The organism is Thiohalocapsa halophila (assembly GCF_016583825.1).
Taxonomy (GTDB): domain Bacteria; phylum Pseudomonadota; class Gammaproteobacteria; order Chromatiales; family Chromatiaceae; genus Thiohalocapsa; species Thiohalocapsa halophila.
In genome coordinates this window covers 33,257-49,929 of sequence record NZ_NRRV01000016.1, presented here as the reverse complement: position 1 = coordinate 49,929, position 16,673 = coordinate 33,257, and the positions used below count along the sequence as shown (strand labels likewise).

Sequence of the window (16,673 nt, the reverse complement as noted above, 5' to 3'; positions counted from 1 at the left end):
CCGCAGCCGGGCGAGAGCGATGGCGCAACCCTTGGAGCTGATTGGTGCGCGAGGGGGGACTCGAACCCCCACGGATTGCTCCACTGGAACCTAAATCCAGCGCGTCTACCAATTCCGCCACCCGCGCGCAGGGGCGCTAGTCTAGCGGGTTGGCGGATGTGACGGAATCCGGCGTCGCGTCAACCCGCTTGCGCGGCGCATACTCTGTGCCGGAGCCGACGGCCGGGGCGGCGCGCCGCGATTGGCGGCTCGCCCGCGCTGTTGCGGCATTGGAGACGACAACAGAGAGTGCAGATCATGACGATGCGACGCATGGCGACCGTCCTGGTGCTCGGCGCGCTGCTGGCGCTGGCCGGCTGCATCAAGGTCGACCAGACATTGACGCTGAGCCCCGACGGGTCCGGCACGCTCGAGATGCGCTATGGCATGTCCGAGCAGACGCTCGCGCAGCTTCAGGCCATGGAGCAGATGTCGGCCCAGGGTGGCCAGGGGATGTCGGTGCAGCCCGAGCAGCCGTTTCGCTTCGACGAAGCGGAGGTGCGCGAGGCGTTCGAGGCGGACAAGCCCAGCGGCGTGGAGCTGACGGCGCTGTCGTCCGAGGTGGTAGACGGCTGGAAGTATATCGACCTCACTGTGGCCTTTGACGACCTTCGGGCGCTCAAGCGCACCGAGCTGTTCGAGGACAGCGCACTGACGGTTACGCGCATGGGCGGGGGCGATTACCGGCTCACCCAGCGGGGTGGCGGCGACGAGATGAGCGCACCCGGCGCCTCCGAGCAACAGCTGATGCAGCAGATGTCGGCGATGCTCGCCGGCTTCCGCATCGCCCAGACCATCGTCGCGCCGGGGGAGATCATCGAGAGCAATGCCGATGCCGTCAACGGCCGGCGGGCGACCTGGGTGTTCGACATTGCCGATGATCCAAACGTCATCAGCACCCTGGCGCAGACGAATCTGGAGCTGGTTTTCGACGGCGACGGTGTGGAGCTGCCGACGATAGCGCCCTGAAAGCGCCGTTGCGTCGCGGCAAGGATGCCGCTCCCACGGGCGCAACTGCCTGTGGCAGTGGCCTCAAGGCCGCGATGAATCGCCGGAGCCGAGGGCGCCGTAGATTGGGACGGCGCCCTCAGGGTCTCCCGTCCAAGATCTGTAGCCGCGAGCCCGCCGGCAGCTCCCGCAGCCAGATATCCAGGCGCGTCAGCTCGGACGGCAGCTGCGCCCGCGCGTCTTCCGCGGCGGCCATGTCCGGGTGCAAGCTGTGCACCAAGCCGTACCAGGAGCGCCCGCGCCAGCTGTCGACGGTCAGGTACACCCGCTCCGGCAGCGGCTGCCGGGCGATGAAGCGGTCGATGGCGGCGCGGCTCGGAAAGCCTGCGAGCTGTAGCGCAATGGTGCCGGCGGCCGTGGTCAAGCTGCCGTCCGCGCCCGCTTCTGCCTCAGTGGGCTCGGCCGCGGTCTCGGCCGCCGCTGTGGTGTCCGTGCCGGTCGGCAGCGCGGCGAACCGCTCGCGCAGTGCGCCGATCTGTGTGGACAGCGCCGCCAGCCGCTGCGCCAGTCGGTCGTCCAGGCGCTGCTCGGCGGCAGCGACGGCCGCTGTCAGGTCCGCGGCGTCCGGCGCCGCTTCGGCTGCCGACCCCGGCTCCGCGGAAGCTGCTGTGGCCCGGCCCTCCGCGAGCTGCCCGAGCCGGCCCTCCAGTGCTGTCAGGCGGTCACCGATGGCCTCGATGGCGTCGGCGAGCTCGTCGATGTCTTCGATGGGGGCCGCGTCGACGCCCGTGCTGGGAGCGCGCTGCTCCAGCCGGCTCAGGCGCTCGTCGAGCTTGCCCATGGTGCCCGCGGGCTGGGCTTGGGCTTCGAGCCGGGCGAGCCGTGTCCGGAGGTCCTCGGTGTCGGAGGCCCCACTCAGGCGCTGCTCCAGCCGGTCGATGCGCTGCTGCATGTCGCTGACGGCGCCCGGCGCGGCCGGTGCACTGCTCTGAGGCGCCGCGGCCGCCCCCTCCAGCTGTGCCAGGCGCTCCTCCAGACTGCTGCGGGTCTGGATGAGCTGGTTGAACAGCAGCAGCACCGCCGCGAGCAGGATGATGCCGATACCCATGAGCACCAGCAGTGCGGTGTGGTCGCGCTGGCGCTGAGCGCGGATCTCGTCGCGATGGGTCTCCAGGGCCTTGCGCAGCTGCACCGACGTGCGGCGGCGGTCGTCGTCGACGTCGGCGATGCGCTCCACCAGCGACTTCTGGAGGTCGCGCACATCCTCGGTGGCCGGGCCCGCGGCAGCGTCGTCGCCTGGGTCGCCGGGCGGCGGCGGCGGCCGACGCAGGGACTCCGTCGGGTCCGGCTCGCTACGACGACGCGGCGATTCGCTGTGCAGGAAGCCGGCGAGGTCGGGATTGTCGTCCTCTTTATGGTCGGGTGCGTCTGGGTCCGGGGAATCGGTCATACCTGCGTGATCCGTCGTCCTGGTGGATGAATACCGTTCAGCCCCTGCATGATCCGTGAGCGTGCTCCGCTTGCCAAGCGGGCGGAGGCGCACGCAGATAGGGGTACCCTACCGGAAAAGCGCGCTCGCCATTGCCATGGACCGGTGCCGGCCGCCATATCCCTCGTAGCGGCGGAAAGCGCCGCGATCGATTCATCGTGGAGGCAAGGCGCATGCAGGTGGCAGGCAAGACGGCGCTGGTGACCGGCGCCAATTCCGGACTCGGCAAGGCCGTGGTGATGGCTTTGGCGGCTCGCGGCGCGCGGGTGCTGATGCTCTGCCGCAGTGCCGAGCGGGGCGCCGCCGCCCGGGACGAGATCATAACGGCCACCGGCAATGAGCAGCTGGAGCTGCTGGTCTGCAATCTCGCCTCGCAGGCGGACATCCGGGCCACCGCGGCGGAGGTGCACCAGCGTGTTGGCGCGCTGCACCTGCTGGTGAACAACGCCGGCAGCGCCTTCGCCGAGCTTGGCCTGACGGCGGACGGCATCGAGCGCACCCTGGCGGTGGATCATTTGGGCCCCTTCCTGCTGACCAATCTGCTGCTGGACCTGCTGAAGGCGGCGGCGCAGGCGGATGGCGGTGCGCGCATCGTCAACGTCGGCACCAAGATCGACACGGCCATGGACTTCTCGGACCTCAATTGGGAGCACCGTCCGTATCGGATGATGGCCGCCTACGGGCAGGCCAAGCTCGGCAACATCCACTTCACCCGCGAGCTAGCGCGCCGGCTGGCTGGGACGGGGGTGACGGTGAACTGCGTCTTCCCGGGCGTCTTCCTGTCCAACCTGGGCGGCACCGATGGTGCGCAGAACTGGGCGCTCAAGCTGTTCGCGAAGACCTTCGGCTGGGCCCTGCCGAAGCCCGAGCGCGCCGCCGAGCGCGTGCTCTACCTGCTCACCTCCGACGACGTGGCCGACCTCAGCGGCGAGTACTTCGGCGGGCGCAAGCCCATCACCGCACCAGAGCAGGCCGACGACCCGGCCGCGAACGCCGAGCTCTGGCGCCTCAGCGCCGAGCTGACCGGGCTGACGGCGCCCGAGCGCTCGGACTGAGCCGGCGATAGGCGACCCCCGGCGCGTCAGCTGACGAGCCAGTTGCGGGCGGTCTCCAGCTCGGTGTTGGTGAACACGCGCACCTGCCCCGGCATCATGAAGCCCATGGCCTTGGTCGCACCGCGCAGCCAGCCGATGTCCGTCACCAGCGCGATTCGCTCCCAGGCGGCGAGGTGGCTCAGGCCCACTTTGCTGTCGTCCCACAGGGCGCCGGCGTCGAAGCCGTCGAAGTCCTCGCCGAGGTGGTACAAGAGCCGGATCCTCTCATGACGCATGAACGCCTCCTCCACGGCGGGCATGACGTGGTCCTCGTAGTCGGCCGCCGTGACCTGGCCGTGGGCGCTGAAGCCGATGACATTGTCCGGGAGTCCGGTGAGTCGCTGGATCATCGCATGACCTCCTGAGCGTATGACGCAGACCTATCGCCTGTTCGGCGCAGCGCGCCGCGGGGACGGCATGCCATGATTCGCCCGCGGAGGGTTGCCGCCCCGCGCGCGCTGCGCCTGTCTACAGCATAGTCGGCGGCGAAGGTCCTCAGCGCGCCGTCCGGGAGGCGTCCGGGCGCTTACGGCTGCCGTGGCGGCGGTGGATCTGTCGGGCCTCGCTGCGGGCTTCGCCGCGGGCACGCAGCGCCCCCATGCGCTGGCGGGCGCGGAACCAGGCCTTGCCGTTGTCGACGATGGGCGCCGGGTAGTCGCGGCCGATGACGCAGCCGGCGGCGTGCTGGACGTGCGCCGGCATGGTCTCGGGGCGTGGCAGGTAGGCGTTCGGCACCAGCTTAAGCTCCGGGCACCAGCGGCGGATGAACACGCCCTCCGGGTCGTGGTCGCGCACCTGCTTCACCGGGGAGTAGATGCGCACGGCGTTGATGCCGGTGGTGCCCGATTGCATCTGCGCCTGGCTGAGATGGATGCCGGGCTCGAAGTCCAGGAACAGCCGTGCCAGGTGCAGTGCCGGCTCGCGCCAATGCTGCCAGAGGTGGTAGCTCGCGAAGCTCATGAGCATGGCGCGCATGCGAAAGTTGATCCAGCCGCCGGCGGCCAGCGCCCGCATGCAGGCATCCACCATGGGATAGCCGGTCTGACCGAAGCGCCAGGCGTCCAGCAGGACCGCGTCGGGGCGCTCGTCGCGCAGGCCGTCGCAGGCGCGGCTCAGGTTGCGGAATTCGATGTCCGGCTGGTCTTCGAGCTTCTGGATGAAGTGGCAATGCCAGTGCAGGCGCTTGGCGAAGGAGCCGAGCGACTTGGCCCAGTCCTTGGCGTCGCGGTCCGGCATGGCCTTGAGCCGGGCGATCCGGCCGGTGGTGGCCTGGTAGACCTCGCGGACCGACAGATTGCCCCAGGCCAGGTGCGGGCTCAGCCGGCTACTGCCGCTCCAGGCAGTGACCGGGCTGGAGATGTCGCCCTGATAACTGCGCGAGCGTTGGGCGAGGAAGTCCGCGAGCACCCCGTGCGCCACGTCGATGCCGGGCGCCACCGCCTCCGGCCGCAGCTCTCCGGCCACGCCGAGGTCCGCCGGGCTGCGGATGCCGGCGCTCGGCAGGTTCAGGACACCGTGGATGCGCTCGGGCGCCGGGCGCACCGGCTCGGCCATGCGCCGGCGCCAGCGCGCGGACCAGCCATCACGGTCCGCGAGCGGGCGGAAGACGCCGTGATTCGGCAGCTCGATCCACTCGATGCCCTGCTCCCGCGTCCAGCGCTTGACGCGCTTGTCGCGCTCGTAGGTGATGCCGAGTCCGGTCTCCTCGTGGCTCCAGAGCCGGGCGATGGGGCGCTCGGCATGGAGCCGGTCGAAGACCTCGGGCAGGTTGCCGACGCGGGTGACGAGCCCGCCGCCGCGCTCGCGCAGGGCCGCGTCCAGCTCGCCTAGCGATGCATGGATGAATGCGAGGTGCGCGGCATGCGTGGTCTCGTGCGCCATGAGCTCCGGCTCGTAGACATAGAGGCAGAGCACGGGGCCGCGGGCGGCGGCCTCCAGCAGCGGTGCGTGGTCGCGCAGGCGCAGGTCGCGCTTTAGCCAGACCAGCTCCATGGGGCGCTCGGGGTTGTGTTGTGTGGCCATGCGGGGCTCGCCGGGAGTTGGGGGAGGAGCCGGTTGGTGACCAAGACGCCGCCGCCTCGATCATAACCCTGGCCGGTCGATTGCTTGGTGGGAGCGGCGTCCCCGCCGCGACGGGCAGCCCCCCGCACAGGCCAGTACGCCCAGGTGGGCGAGGGTCGTTGTGATCGACGCAGATTCCGTGCCTCTGGCTCCAGCAAGTGGCGGGCCGATGCGCTCCGACCCCGCCATGTGAGGAAAGTCGGCACCCGAGCGCAAGGGATCAAGCCATCGCGGTCATTGTCGGATAGAGTTAAGGTAGTGTTGGCGGCAGGGGATCGCCGCCGGCGTCGTCGGCGTTCGACAAAAACCGCCCATTACAACGAGCAACCCGCCAGGGCGGCGGAGGAGTGAGCATGCAAGACAACGACAACTTCACCCACTGGGTCGCGAGCATCGAGCGCGGCGACTGCGGCTTCACCTATCTGCGACTCTACGGCGACGCCCCGACCTGGGTGCGCAACGAGGCGATCAATCGCTTCGGCAAGGGCACCGTATTCTTGCCGCCGCGGCAGAATCGACCGCCGGCGGTTGCTGCCTGAGTGTCGGCCCGGACGCGAAACGCCCGATGCTGCACACTCGACGCCGCCTGAGCGTCGGGCCTTCCAGCGTCGGGCCTCCCAGCGTCGGCCCGACCTACGCCGGGCTGGCAACGAAATCGGCCGCAGCGGCGCGTCGTAGGTCGGGCTGAGCGCAGCGAAGCCCGACAGCCGGCTCGGGCCGGGCGCCGGCCCATGCTCAATCCAGCCCTTCGCCGCTGACACGCGCCGCCGGAATGCCGGCGGCGGTCAACGCCTCGGCGAGCGCATTCACCGCCGCCGTCGGCCCGGCGATGTAGTACCGCAGTGCCTCGGGCTCCGCCAGATCCGAGCGCAGCATCGCCAGCAGATCGTCCGTGCCCGCATCCACCAACGGCGTGAAGGCGAAGTTGTCTAGGGTCTCTTTCAGGGCCCGGCACCAGCGTTGGTGGTAATGGCCGTCCGGCTGCTCCACGCTCCAATAGAGGTGGAAGGACTCGATCCGGTCGATGGAGATGGCGTGCTCGATGAGGCTCTTGATGGGCGCGATGCCGTCGCCGAGGGCGATGAACACCGCAGGCTCGGTGGAGTCCTCGTCGAGCACGAAATGCCCCGCCGGGCCCCGCACTCGCACCATCTCCCGCGACGGCCTGCGCTCGAACAGGTAAGCGCCGAAGGCATCGTCCCCGCGGCGCACCGAGAATTGCAGATTGCGGCCGTTACAGGGGCAGGACGCGATGGGCAGCTCGCGCTCGGCGCCGTTCTCCAGCGCGAGCAGGGCACGCTGGCCCGCCATGAAGCGCAGCGTGTGGGTGCGCGGGGTCTGCACATGTAGCACCAGCAGATCGTCGCCTTCGGCCTCCAGCTTGCGGATCTGGGCGCGGATGTCCTGCTCCGGCAGGTCCGCGGTGGTGCGCGCCTCCGAAGCCTCCAGCACCACGTCGGTGACGGCCGTGTTGCAGCAGGTGAGCATGTAGCCCATGTGCTTCTCGCGCTCGGAGAGCACATAGTCGTGATCGGCGATGCGCGACACCTCCCCCGAGACCACCCGCGCCTTGCACTCGCCGCAATTGCCGCTGGCGCAGCCGTAGCCCAGGCGCACACCGGCGCGCACGGCGGCCTCCAGGATGGATTCGGTGCCGTCGACGAAGAATTCGTGGCCGCTGGGGATGATCTTGATGCTGGCGGACATGAGGCGTAGGAAGGTGTCTTTTGCGAACAGCTTGGCGCGCCCGTCCTCCGGCGACAGGGCGTCGATCTCCTGGCGGCGCTCGTCGAGCCAAGGGACCAGGCCGGCGGGCACCGGGTCGTCGATGAGGTGCTGGCGCAGCTCATCCAGCAGCGTGCCCTGCGCATCCGCCTGCGCCGCCTTCTGCGCCAGCGCTTCCCCAAGGGAGCGGATGCGTGCCACCAGCACCTCGGGACTCGGCAGCGCCGTGTCAGCGTCATGGCTGCGGGGCACGGCGTCGGCCTTGATCTGCTCCACCTGCTCCAGCTTGCCGGTCTTCTCGAACGTCACGCTGGGGTAGACGCGCAGCAGATCCGCGATGTCGAGCTCCCCCTCGAAGGTGGTGAGCTCGCCCTTGCGGATGCGCCGCTGGAGCTCGGCACGGGTGACGCCGGCGAGGCGCGCGGCGCGGGACAGGGAGACGCGTTGGGTCATGGTGGGGATGCGGGTCGTGCTGGCAAGGCCGATCCCGCCAGTCTAACCAAAGACGGTGGGCCGCGGCGCCCGGGGCACAAGCCGCCGGGGCCCTGTCAGGCCGCGGATTCGGCCCCGCTGTCCGCCGTGCGCGGCACCGGTCGCCAGGTGGTCTCGTCGCGCACCACTTCGTAGCGCGCCCAGCGCGCCAGCTCGGCGCGGCTGACGGTGCCCGTCTCGCGGCGGCTGCGCGATGCGCCGGCGCCGGCGACGGCGCGGTAGATAAGCAGATCGTTGTCCGCCGTGTCCGCGGCGTCCACGACGCAGCGCACCGACCACTCCGGGCCGAAGCGACCGTTGCTATAGCAACGCCCGGGCTGGATGTCCGCCGCCGCCAGGCCCTGCTCGTCGGCATGGCGGCTGGCGAGGGCGTAGATGCGCAGCAGGTCTTCATCGGAGACGTCGATGAAAGAGCCGATTTGGCGCAGGGCATAGGCGAGGTCGTCGCGATCCAGCGCCGGCGGCTCTGCCGCGGTGGCCGGTCCGGCTGCCACCAGCGCCGCGGGATAACGCCGCCAGCGGAAGGAATAATTGAATAGCACGCCGACGGCGAGCAGCGCCAGCAGGTTGACGAGCACCGGCACCAGCAGGAAGCCGTAGCCGAGGTCCCTGACGGCGGCACCGCCGATCACCGCCGCCAGCGCCGTCGCACCGCCTGGCGGATGGATGCAACGGGCATAGTGCATGGCCAGGATGGCGAGCCCCACCGCGAGCGGCCCGGCCAGCAGGGGGTCCGCGATCCATTGCGCGATGCTGACGCCGACGGCGGCGGAGACGAGGTGCCCGCCGAGCACCGGCCAGGGCTGCGACAGCGCCCCGTGGGGCACCGCGAACACCAGCACCGCCGACGCGCCCATGGACGCCACCACTAGGGGCTCGGCACCAGGCGGCGCCAGCCAGGCGGCGAGCGCGAGCACCAGCGCGATGCCGAGCCCGCCGCCGGCCATCGACAGCCAGCGCTCCAGGTGGCTGGCCGGGTGCTGCTCGATGCCCAGCCGGGGGAATCGCATCAGGTGAACATGTCCGCGGTGATGTTGCGGAACCAGCCGATGGCGTATTCCACCTCCATGGCGCGGGTGCGGGCATCGGCATCCACAGGCGAGAGGCCGCCCGCGCCGGGCACCGAGACGATGTTGCCATCCTTGAGCTCGTAGACGCCGGCGACGGAGATGCCGTGGTCGTGGGCCAGGATGCTGTAGCAGGTATTCACGTAGCTTGGTGCCGGCGGCGGCTCGCCGTTGATGGCGGCGGCCACCGCCGCGGCGCAGACCTTGCCCTGGGAGTTGGCGGCATAGCCGGACTTGGGCATGGCGCCGGCGATGGCGGCGTCGCCGATCACGTGAATGTCCGGCGCCTGCTCGGATGCGAAGGTCTGCTGGTCGACCGGGCACCAGCCGGCGGCGTCGGTGAGGCCGGCGTCCACGGCGAGCTTGGCGGCGCGCTGGTGCGGGATCAGGTTCACTACGTCCGCCTGAAAGTCCTCCACCAGGCCGGTCAGGGTGCGGGTCTTGGGGTCGACGGCCTCGATGATGCCGCCGGCCGCGCCCGGCACCCACTCGATCATGTCGCCGTAGTGCTCCTGCCAGCCGGCCTGGAACAGGGCCTGTTTGGAGAAGGCGTCCTTGGCGTCCAGGATCAGGATTTTGGCCTTCGGCTTGTGGTGCTTGAAGTAGAGCGCCATCTGCGCGGCCCGCTCGTAGGGGCCCGGCGGGCAGCGGAAGGGGTTGGGCGGGGCGACGATGGCCACCACGCCGCCGTCCGGCATGGCCTGAAGCTGGCGGCGCAGCAGCAGTGTCTGCGCCCCGGCCTTCCAGGCGTGGGGGATGGTCGACTCGGCGACCGCCTCGCTCATGCCGTCGATGGGGTCGTAGTCGAAGGAGACGCCCGGGGCGAGGATCAGCTTGTCGTAGTTGTAGCGGGCGCCGCCGGCACCGCGGACATAGTGCGCTTCCGGGTCGACGGCGACGATCTCGTCCTGCATCACGGCGACGCCGCGGCGGGTGAGGCCACGGTAGTCGAAGGTGAGGCTGTCGATGTCCCGCTCGCCGGAGATTACCTCGTTGCTGAGGGGGCAGGAGACGTAGTACGGGCTGCGCTCGATGAGGGTGACGCGGATGTCCGGGTCCGCCAGCTTCAGGTATTTGGCGGCGATGGCACCGCCGTAGCCGCCGCCGACGACGACGACCCGCGCCTTGGGCGCCGACGGTGCGGCTTGGGCCGCCGCGCGGCTGGCGGCCCCGAGCCAGCCACCAGCGCCGAGGGTCGCAGTGGTCAGTACCGCGGCGCCGGTGCCGAGGAAGCGTCGACGGCTGGTATCGGCTGCCTTGCTCCGGGCGGATGCACTGGAGATGGTGGTGTTGCGTGGCTTGGTCGTTGCTCGGTCGCTCGTGCTCATGCGCGGGTCCTCATGTTCAAGCGGGCTCACTTCTGGCTCTCGTAGTAGTGGGCGAGGGCGTCGATCTCGGCGTCATCCAACGCCATGACCCGCTCGGCGCCCTGTCTGGTCTTGCAGCGCAGGCCGGTATCGCGGCAGGCCTTGAGCACGTGGCGGATGTAGGGTGCCCATTGTCCGGCGAGGCGCGGCGAGGTCGCGTCCTGTCCGCGGCCGCCGTCTGCATGGCAGGTCTCGCAGCGCGACAGGTGGATTTGCTCGCCGCGGTGCGCGACCTGCCCGTCCACCGGGCGCTCGGTGGAGACCCAGGGGCGGGCTGCGAACCATCCGGCCATGGCGGCGATCTCCTGGTCCGTATAGCCGCGCATGATGCGGCCCATGATGGTGGACTGGCGCAGCCCCGTCTTGTAGTCCGTGAGCACGGTGAGGAGGTAGCTCTTGTTCATGCCGGCGATGGTGGGCATGGCCGCGCCGGCGCTGGCGCCGTCGGTGCCGTGGCAGCCGGCGCAGGTGTGGGCCAGCATGTCCGCGGAGCGGACGTCGCCGGCGCCTGCGACGGGGCTTGAGAGGACCAAGGCGAGCGCTAGCAGGGCGAGTAGCCCGACGCCTGCAGGCGGGTGGGGTTTGGGCGGATCGATGCGCGCGGCAAGTCCGGGCCGGCGGTTGTGCAGTGCATGCATGGGGGCTCCTTTGGTGCGGCAGGCGCGCGGTCGCTGGCCGCGCGCTCGTTGAGAACGCGGCATCAAGTTGCCGCCGCAGTCCCCGCCCGGCCTTGATGCGCCTCAAGGCTGTCTCCGCGGCGGGCGATTTCCCACCCGGCCTGACGCTGGTCAACACCGCGAAATGGGGCTTGATTCGAGTCAAGGCCCAAGCCCCGGAGCGCACCGAGACTCGCCCCAGGCCCTAGGCCCAATTCGAGCCGTGGCCTATACAACGCGCGCCGCGCGCCAACCCAATAGCGAGTCCGCTTCATGTATTGCAACCAGTGCGAACAGACCTTCCGCCAATCCGCCTGCGTCAATTCCCCCGGTACCTGCGGCAAAGACGAAGACATCCAGTCCCTCCAGGAGACGCTGCTCTTTGGTCTGAAAGGCATGGCCGCCTATGCCCACCATGCCCGCCGGCTCGGCCAGAGCGATGAGGCCGTCTCGGCCTTCATCGAGGAGGCCCTGTTCGCCACCATGACCAACGTCAACTTCGACCTCGACACCCTGCTCGGCTATTGCCTGAAGTGCGGGGAGATGAATCTGCGCGTGATGCAGATGCTGGATCAGGGGCACGTGGAGACCTTCGGCAAGCCGGCGCCCACCAAGGTCAAGGAAGGCACCCAGGCGGGCCCCGGCATCCTCATCACCGGCCACGACCTGATGGACCTGTGGCAGCTCTTGCAGCAGGTGGAAGGCACCGAGATCAAGGTCTACACCCATGGCGAGATGCTGCCGGCGCACATGTACCAGCACTTCCGCGAGCATCCGAACCTCGCCGGCCACTACGGCGGTGCCTGGCAGGAGCAGAAAAAGGAATTCGCGGCCTTTCCCGGGCCGGTGGTGGGCACCACCAACTGTGTGCTGATCCCCCCGGACAGCTATAAGGGCCGGCTGTTCACCACCAATGCCGTCGCCGTGCCCGGTGGTACCTGCCTGGAGTCCGGTGACTTTCAGCCCGTCATCGCCGCCGCGCTGGCCGCCGAGCCCTGCGCGGAGCGCATCGTCGGCGAGTCCACCATCGGCTTCCACCGCAGCGTCTTGCTGGACAAGGCACAGACCATCGTCGACGCGGTCAAGGCGGGGCAGATCAGCCGGTTCTTCGTCATCGGCGGCTGCGACGGCGCCGAGAAGGGCCGCAACTACTTCACCGACTATGCGCAAGCGACGCCGGACGACTCCTTCATCTTGACCCTCGGCTGCGGCAAGTACCGCATCCGCGACCACGAGTACGGCGAGCACCTGGGCCTGCCGCGCCTGATGGATATGGGTCAGTGCAACGACGCTTACGGTGCCATCGCCGTCGCGCAGGCGCTCGCCGACGCCTTCGACTGCGGCGTCAACGACCTGCCGCTGACGTTGGTCATCAGCTGGTTCGAGCAAAAGGCCGTCGCCGTATTGCTGACCCTGCTGCACCTCGGCGTCACCGGCATCACCCTGGGCCCGAACCCGCCGGCTTTCGTGTCGCCGAAAGTCTTCAAGATCCTCCAGGAGCGCTACGACCTGCGGCTCACCGGGCAGGATGCGCAGGCGGATCTGCGGGTGGCCGTGGGCGCCTGACGGGCAGCGATCGGACCGGCTACGCGGCCGGTGCTGTCCCTGGCATACTCTCCTGGCATACTTAGGGCATGTCCAAAGCACCGGCCGCCAGTACTCACAGCGCGCCCACGGCGTCGAGTGCGAGCTGCCGCAAGGCCCTCGGCGCTTACTACACGGCTGCGCCCGTGGTCGACTTCCTGGTGACCTGGGGCTTGGGGCTCGGTGGTGGGGCGGTGATGGATCCGTCCTGCGGCGATGGGCGCTTCCTCGTCGCCGCAGCTCGCCAAGGCGCGACGCGTCTGGTCGGCTGTGATCTGGACCCCGTCGCGCTGCGCACAGCCAAAGCCAGTCTGAGCGATGCCGGGTCCGGGGCTGATTGGCACCAGGGCGATTTCTTCCTGCTGGCACCGGAGCGGGAGGCCCACGTCGATCTGGTGGTCGGCAATCCGCCTTTCATCCGCTATCAGCACTTCTCCGGCGAGACTCGCGCCCGGGCCTTGGCCTCGGCGCTGCGCGTCGGTGCGCGGCTCAGCCGCTTGTCGGCCTCTTGGGCGCCGTTCCTGCTGCACGCGATGCAGTTCCTGCGCCCCGGCGGTGCCATGGGCATGGTGGTGCCGGCCGAATTGGCCCAGACGGCTTACGGTACCGAGACGCTGCGCGCACTGTGCGCTGGGTTTGCGCGCGTTCGCCTGCTGACGTTTCGTCGGAACTGGTTCGACGATGCGCAGCAAGAGACTTTTCTGCTGCTGGCGGAAGATCGGGGCGGCGCAACGGCATCCGCCGAGCTGGTGCCCTTGGACCGCATCCAGGATCTTGCTGGATTCGCCGTGTCTGCGGCCGGGCAGGATGGGTTCAGTCTGGATACCGCCCGTGGTGGCCGTCTGGGGCTTGCTTTTGTCGCGCCCGCGGCCCGTGACCTGTACCTTCGGCTGATTGACCGCGCTGATGTGGTGGAGCTGTGCTCCCTGGGGGAGGTGGCCAACGGCTATGTGTCCGGCGCCAACGAGTTTTTTCACTGTACCGCCGCAGATGGTGCCCAGCGCGAGCTGCCGCAGGAGTGGCTGCTGCCGATTGCGCGCAACAGCCGGTCACTTGTGGGCTTGACGTTTACGCAGCGGGATATTGCGTGTGCCGAGGCGCGTGGCGTGCCGCACCACCTCATTCTGCCGCGCGAGGACGACCTCTTCGCTGCCGACAGCGTTGCGCTCGAAGCCTTTCAGCGCGCCGGCGAGCGTGCAGGTATCCCAGCCCGCTACAAGTGCCGTACGCGTAAACCCTGGTGGCGCGTTCCGGGACTGATTCGGGCGGATGTGCTGCTGCCCTACATGATCGGCAGCGAGCCTCGTGCCAGTGTCAACTGCGGGAATGCACTCTATCCAAACAGCCTGCATGGTCTTCGGCTCGCCAATCCGATGCTCGCGGTGCGTGTCGTGCTCGGGCTCGCGAGCAGCCTGTCGCTGCTCAGCATGGAGCTGGTGGGCCGCAGCTACGGCGGTGGCATCCTCAAGCTGGAGCCCACGGAAATGCAGCGCGTCCGGCTCGTGCTGCCGATCTGTGGCGAGCAGGAATTGAGCGCGGCGTTTGGGCAGGCAGACGCATCGTTGCGGGATGGGGATTTCAAAACCGTCGTGCAGACGGCCGACAGGCTCATACTGACAGACCAATTGGGTTTGTCCACGCAAGACGTCGAATGCCTGCGACAAGCGCGGGCGGCGCTGGTCGAGCGTCGTCTGGCGCGGTCACGGCGTACCAAGCAATGACAGATTTTGCTGCATCTCTGGCGGAGCTGATCCGCGGGCGGGAGAGGCCTGTTCCGGACGCATCCGGTGCTCTGAAGAAGAATTATACGGAGGCATTGAGCCACGAGATCTCTCGCATCCTCGCCGCCACCCTGAACGATCTCGGCTTGGAGCATGCACGGGCGCCGAGCGGCAATCGCGACAAATCTTTCATGGGCGGCTACGGCACCAAGGGTGTCGATGTCTACCTGTCAGATGAGCGCCACGGCCTATTATTGACTTCTGGCGTGAAGGGCTTGGTGTTCGATCCGCGGAAGAATCTGAAGAACCGCTATCGGGACATGGTGATGGAGGCGCTCGAGCTGCATCGTCGCTTTCCCTACGCCATTTGCGGGCATCTTTTCTTCCTTGGCAAAGCCGAGTCTGCACTGTCATCGAAGAAATTTGGGACCGTACTCGGCGAGGCCGCGGTGCTGATGTCCGGCATCGCCCAACGCCGGCTGCCGACGGACGCGCCTGAGCTTTATGAGGAAATCGGGATATTGCTGTTCGACCCGGGTGATCCTGACTCACTGGATCTCGCGCCCGCCGGCATACCAGAGTCGCTCCAGGCAGCAACCTATCCACACCGGCTGGTGGACGCCTTCAACCGACGCAATCCCTTCTATTGAGCGCCCAGCACGAAGAGCTTCGCCAGGCACCCCTGTTCGCGGCCCTCGACGACGCGCGGCTGGAGCGGGTGCGGCAGCGCGCGGCGCCGGTGCGCCTGGCATCGGGGCAGATGTTGTTCCACCAGGACGATCCGGCTGCACGCTTCTATTTCGTGCGCGACGGGCGCATGCGGCTGTTTCGGCTCGGGGCCGACGGCGGCGAGAAGGTCATCGAGCTGATTGGGCCGGGGCAGATCTTCGCGGAGGCGCTCTTGTTCATGGGCACGGAGCGCTATCCGGTGTGTGCCGCGGCGCTGGAGCCGACGCGGCTGCTGGCCATCGACGGCGCGGACTTCAAGGCCATGCTGCGGGAGTCCCCGGAGACCTGCTTTGCGCTGCTCGGGGACCTGAGCCGGCGGCTGCATGCGATGATCGCGGAGATCGACAGCCTGACCCTGCTCTCGGCTCAGGGGCGGGTGGCGCGCTGGCTGCTGGGTGAGGTGGGTGGTCAGGACGCCGGCACGCAGCCGTCCATCCGGCTGCGGGTCTCCAAGGCCGTGCTCGCCTCCCGGCTGTCCATCAAGCCGGAGACCTGGTCGCGGGTGACACGCAGGCTCTCGGAGCAGGGGATTGTGCAGGTCTCCGGCGATCTGATCGAGATCCTGGACCTGGATGCGCTGCGGCGGGCGGGTGAGGGCGGCTGAGGGAGCAGCCACAGGCGGGAGTGCGGGCCGCACGTGGAGCCGGGAACGCGCAGCAGGGCATGTTCGGTCCCTTGCAGGGGGCGTCTTAGTCTCTTGTCGGGCGTAGCCGCTCGCAACTGCAGCAACGGTCGTCGTCGTCGGGTTGGAGCCGCGGGCGGGCTTGCGCGATGATGGCCGGCGTTGAGGCAGCCCGAGCGCGGAGGTGACCGATGGAAGCCCTGAAGCTGAAGACCCTGGACGACCTGCTGTCGCATCCGGAGGAAGACGTGGAGCTGATCGGCGGCGAGATCGTGCGGCGGCCGATGACGCGCGCGCGGCATGCGCAGGCGCAGAGTCAGGCAAGCCGGCACCTGGGCCCCTTTGCCGGCGGCGCAGACCCGGGCGGCTGGTGGATTCTCACCGACGTCAGCGTCGCCTACGAGCCGCACGAGTGCCCGCGCCACGACCTTGCCGGCTGGCGCCGCGAGCGCCTGCCGCGGCTCCCGGACGGCATCATCGACCTGCCGCCGGACTGGGTCTGCGAGATCGTCTCCCCCGGCCACGAGAAGAAGGACACGCTGGCCATGCCGCTCTTGCTGCGCCGGCACCGCGTGCCCTTCTACTGGCTCATCTGGCCGGAGGACAACGCGCTCGTCGCCCATGCGCTGGAGGGCGGGGAATGGCGTGTCATTGCGACGCTGAAGGACGCCGAGCGGGCACGCGTGCCGCCGTTCGAGGCGGTGGAGCTGGACCTGGCCGACATGCTCGGGGGCGAGTAGGTGCGCTGGTCAGCGCAAGTCCAGGGGCCGCCGCAGCAAGTCAGGAGAACGCTTTGAGGATGAGGGAAACCACACCGGCGAGCATCAGCCCAAGCCTCCAACGGTTGAGGCGCAGCTCACCCTCCTGACGCTCGAAACGGGTCTCGAGCTTGGCCTCGAGCCGTTCGATGTCGCGTTTGGTCGCGAGCTCGGCCTCTCCTTGCGCTTCTCTGCAGGCGGCGGCGACGGCTTCCGCCTGCCGTGGGTCGAATCCGGCCTCCTCCAGCTTGCGGATGAACTTGTGGGTGTCGAAGGTGATTGCGCTCATGGCATGGAGGCTGGGTTCCGGCGTCTGGCTCG

16 protein-coding genes and 1 tRNA gene are annotated in these 16,673 nt (G+C 69.0%); 8 read left to right on the top strand and 9 right to left on the bottom strand.

Annotated features, from left to right (window positions below; all coding sequences use genetic code 11):
* Positions 1-42 precede the first annotated feature (42 nt).
* Positions 43-127 (bottom strand) — tRNA-Leu (locus CKO31_RS08805).
* Between the two features lie 170 nt (positions 128-297).
* Here CKO31_RS08805 and CKO31_RS08800 point away from each other — a divergent pair.
* Positions 298-1,008, top strand: coding sequence for a hypothetical protein (locus tag CKO31_RS08800; protein WP_200236025.1), 711 nt, complete (start codon positions 298-300; stop codon positions 1,006-1,008).
* A 118-nt stretch (positions 1,009-1,126) separates the two neighbouring features.
* Here CKO31_RS08800 and CKO31_RS08795 read toward each other — a convergent pair whose 3' ends face one another.
* Positions 1,127-2,437, bottom strand: a complete 1,311-nt coding sequence (locus tag CKO31_RS08795) for a coiled-coil domain-containing protein (RefSeq protein ID WP_200236023.1) — start codon at positions 2,435-2,437, stop codon at positions 1,127-1,129.
* 212 nt (positions 2,438-2,649) lie between these two features.
* Between CKO31_RS08795 and CKO31_RS08790 the strand changes: the two genes are divergently transcribed.
* The gene (locus CKO31_RS08790) at positions 2,650-3,531 is read left to right on the top strand and encodes an SDR family NAD(P)-dependent oxidoreductase (protein ID WP_200236021.1); all 882 of its coding nucleotides are present in this window, start codon (positions 2,650-2,652) and stop codon (positions 3,529-3,531) included.
* Between the two features lie 26 nt (positions 3,532-3,557).
* Here CKO31_RS08790 and CKO31_RS08785 read toward each other — a convergent pair whose 3' ends face one another.
* Complete coding sequence (locus CKO31_RS08785) at positions 3,558-3,920, bottom strand: SpoIIAA family protein (protein WP_200236019.1); 363 nt, start codon at positions 3,918-3,920, stop codon at positions 3,558-3,560.
* 145 nt (positions 3,921-4,065) lie between these two features.
* Positions 4,066-5,592 carry an FAD-binding domain-containing protein gene (locus CKO31_RS08780; protein ID WP_200236014.1) on the bottom strand — a complete coding sequence of 509 codons (1,527 nt, stop codon included), beginning with the start codon at positions 5,590-5,592 and terminating at the stop codon, positions 4,066-4,068.
* 392 nt (positions 5,593-5,984) lie between these two features.
* Here CKO31_RS08780 and CKO31_RS08775 point away from each other — a divergent pair, with 392 nt between their 5' ends.
* Positions 5,985-6,170, top strand: a complete 186-nt coding sequence (locus CKO31_RS08775) for a hypothetical protein (protein ID WP_200236013.1) — start codon at positions 5,985-5,987, stop codon at positions 6,168-6,170.
* Positions 6,171-6,366: 196 nt separating this feature from the next.
* Here CKO31_RS08775 and CKO31_RS08770 read toward each other — a convergent pair whose 3' ends face one another.
* The 4 genes from CKO31_RS08770 to CKO31_RS08755 form a co-directional block, all read right to left on the bottom strand.
* The gene (locus CKO31_RS08770; RefSeq protein WP_200236011.1) at positions 6,367-7,809 is read right to left on the bottom strand and encodes a 2Fe-2S iron-sulfur cluster-binding protein; all 1,443 of its coding nucleotides are present in this window, start codon (positions 7,807-7,809) and stop codon (positions 6,367-6,369) included.
* Positions 7,810-7,904: 95 nt separating this feature from the next.
* Positions 7,905-8,858, bottom strand: coding sequence for an HPP family protein (locus tag CKO31_RS08765; protein WP_200236009.1), 954 nt, complete (start codon positions 8,856-8,858; stop codon positions 7,905-7,907).
* A complete protein-coding gene (locus CKO31_RS08760; RefSeq protein WP_200236007.1) occupies positions 8,858-10,243 on the bottom strand; it encodes an NAD(P)/FAD-dependent oxidoreductase in 1,386 nt (461 codons plus the stop codon). Before CKO31_RS08760 ends, CKO31_RS08765 begins: the two co-directional genes overlap by 1 nt.
* Before the next feature lie 26 nt (positions 10,244-10,269).
* Positions 10,270-10,920, bottom strand: a complete 651-nt coding sequence (locus CKO31_RS08755) for a c-type cytochrome (protein WP_200236005.1) — start codon at positions 10,918-10,920, stop codon at positions 10,270-10,272.
* 291 nt (positions 10,921-11,211) lie between these two features.
* On the opposite strand from CKO31_RS08755, the gene hcp reads away from it, so the two are divergent.
* From hcp to CKO31_RS08730, 5 genes are all read left to right on the top strand, one after another.
* Complete coding sequence (gene hcp, locus CKO31_RS08750; protein WP_200236003.1) at positions 11,212-12,504, top strand: hydroxylamine reductase; 1,293 nt, start codon at positions 11,212-11,214, stop codon at positions 12,502-12,504.
* A 68-nt stretch (positions 12,505-12,572) separates the two neighbouring features.
* Positions 12,573-14,243 (top strand): methyltransferase domain-containing protein, encoded by a 1,671-nt coding sequence (locus CKO31_RS08745; protein WP_200236001.1) that lies wholly within the window; start codon positions 12,573-12,575, stop codon positions 14,241-14,243.
* The gene (locus CKO31_RS08740) at positions 14,240-14,893 is read left to right on the top strand and encodes a hypothetical protein (RefSeq protein ID WP_200235999.1); all 654 of its coding nucleotides are present in this window, start codon (positions 14,240-14,242) and stop codon (positions 14,891-14,893) included. The genes CKO31_RS08745 and CKO31_RS08740 overlap by 4 nt, the downstream gene beginning before the upstream one ends.
* Positions 14,890-15,576, top strand: a complete 687-nt coding sequence (locus CKO31_RS08735; protein ID WP_200235997.1) for a Crp/Fnr family transcriptional regulator — start codon at positions 14,890-14,892, stop codon at positions 15,574-15,576. The genes CKO31_RS08740 and CKO31_RS08735 overlap by 4 nt, the downstream gene beginning before the upstream one ends.
* Before the next feature lie 209 nt (positions 15,577-15,785).
* On the top strand, positions 15,786-16,334 hold the full coding sequence (locus CKO31_RS08730; RefSeq protein ID WP_200235995.1) for a Uma2 family endonuclease: 549 nt from the start codon (positions 15,786-15,788) through the stop codon (positions 16,332-16,334).
* Between the two features lie 40 nt (positions 16,335-16,374).
* Here the strand turns inward: CKO31_RS08730 and CKO31_RS08725 are convergent, their stop codons facing one another.
* Complete coding sequence (locus CKO31_RS08725; protein ID WP_200235993.1) at positions 16,375-16,641, bottom strand: CCDC90 family protein; 267 nt, start codon at positions 16,639-16,641, stop codon at positions 16,375-16,377.
* Positions 16,642-16,673 lie beyond the last annotated feature (32 nt).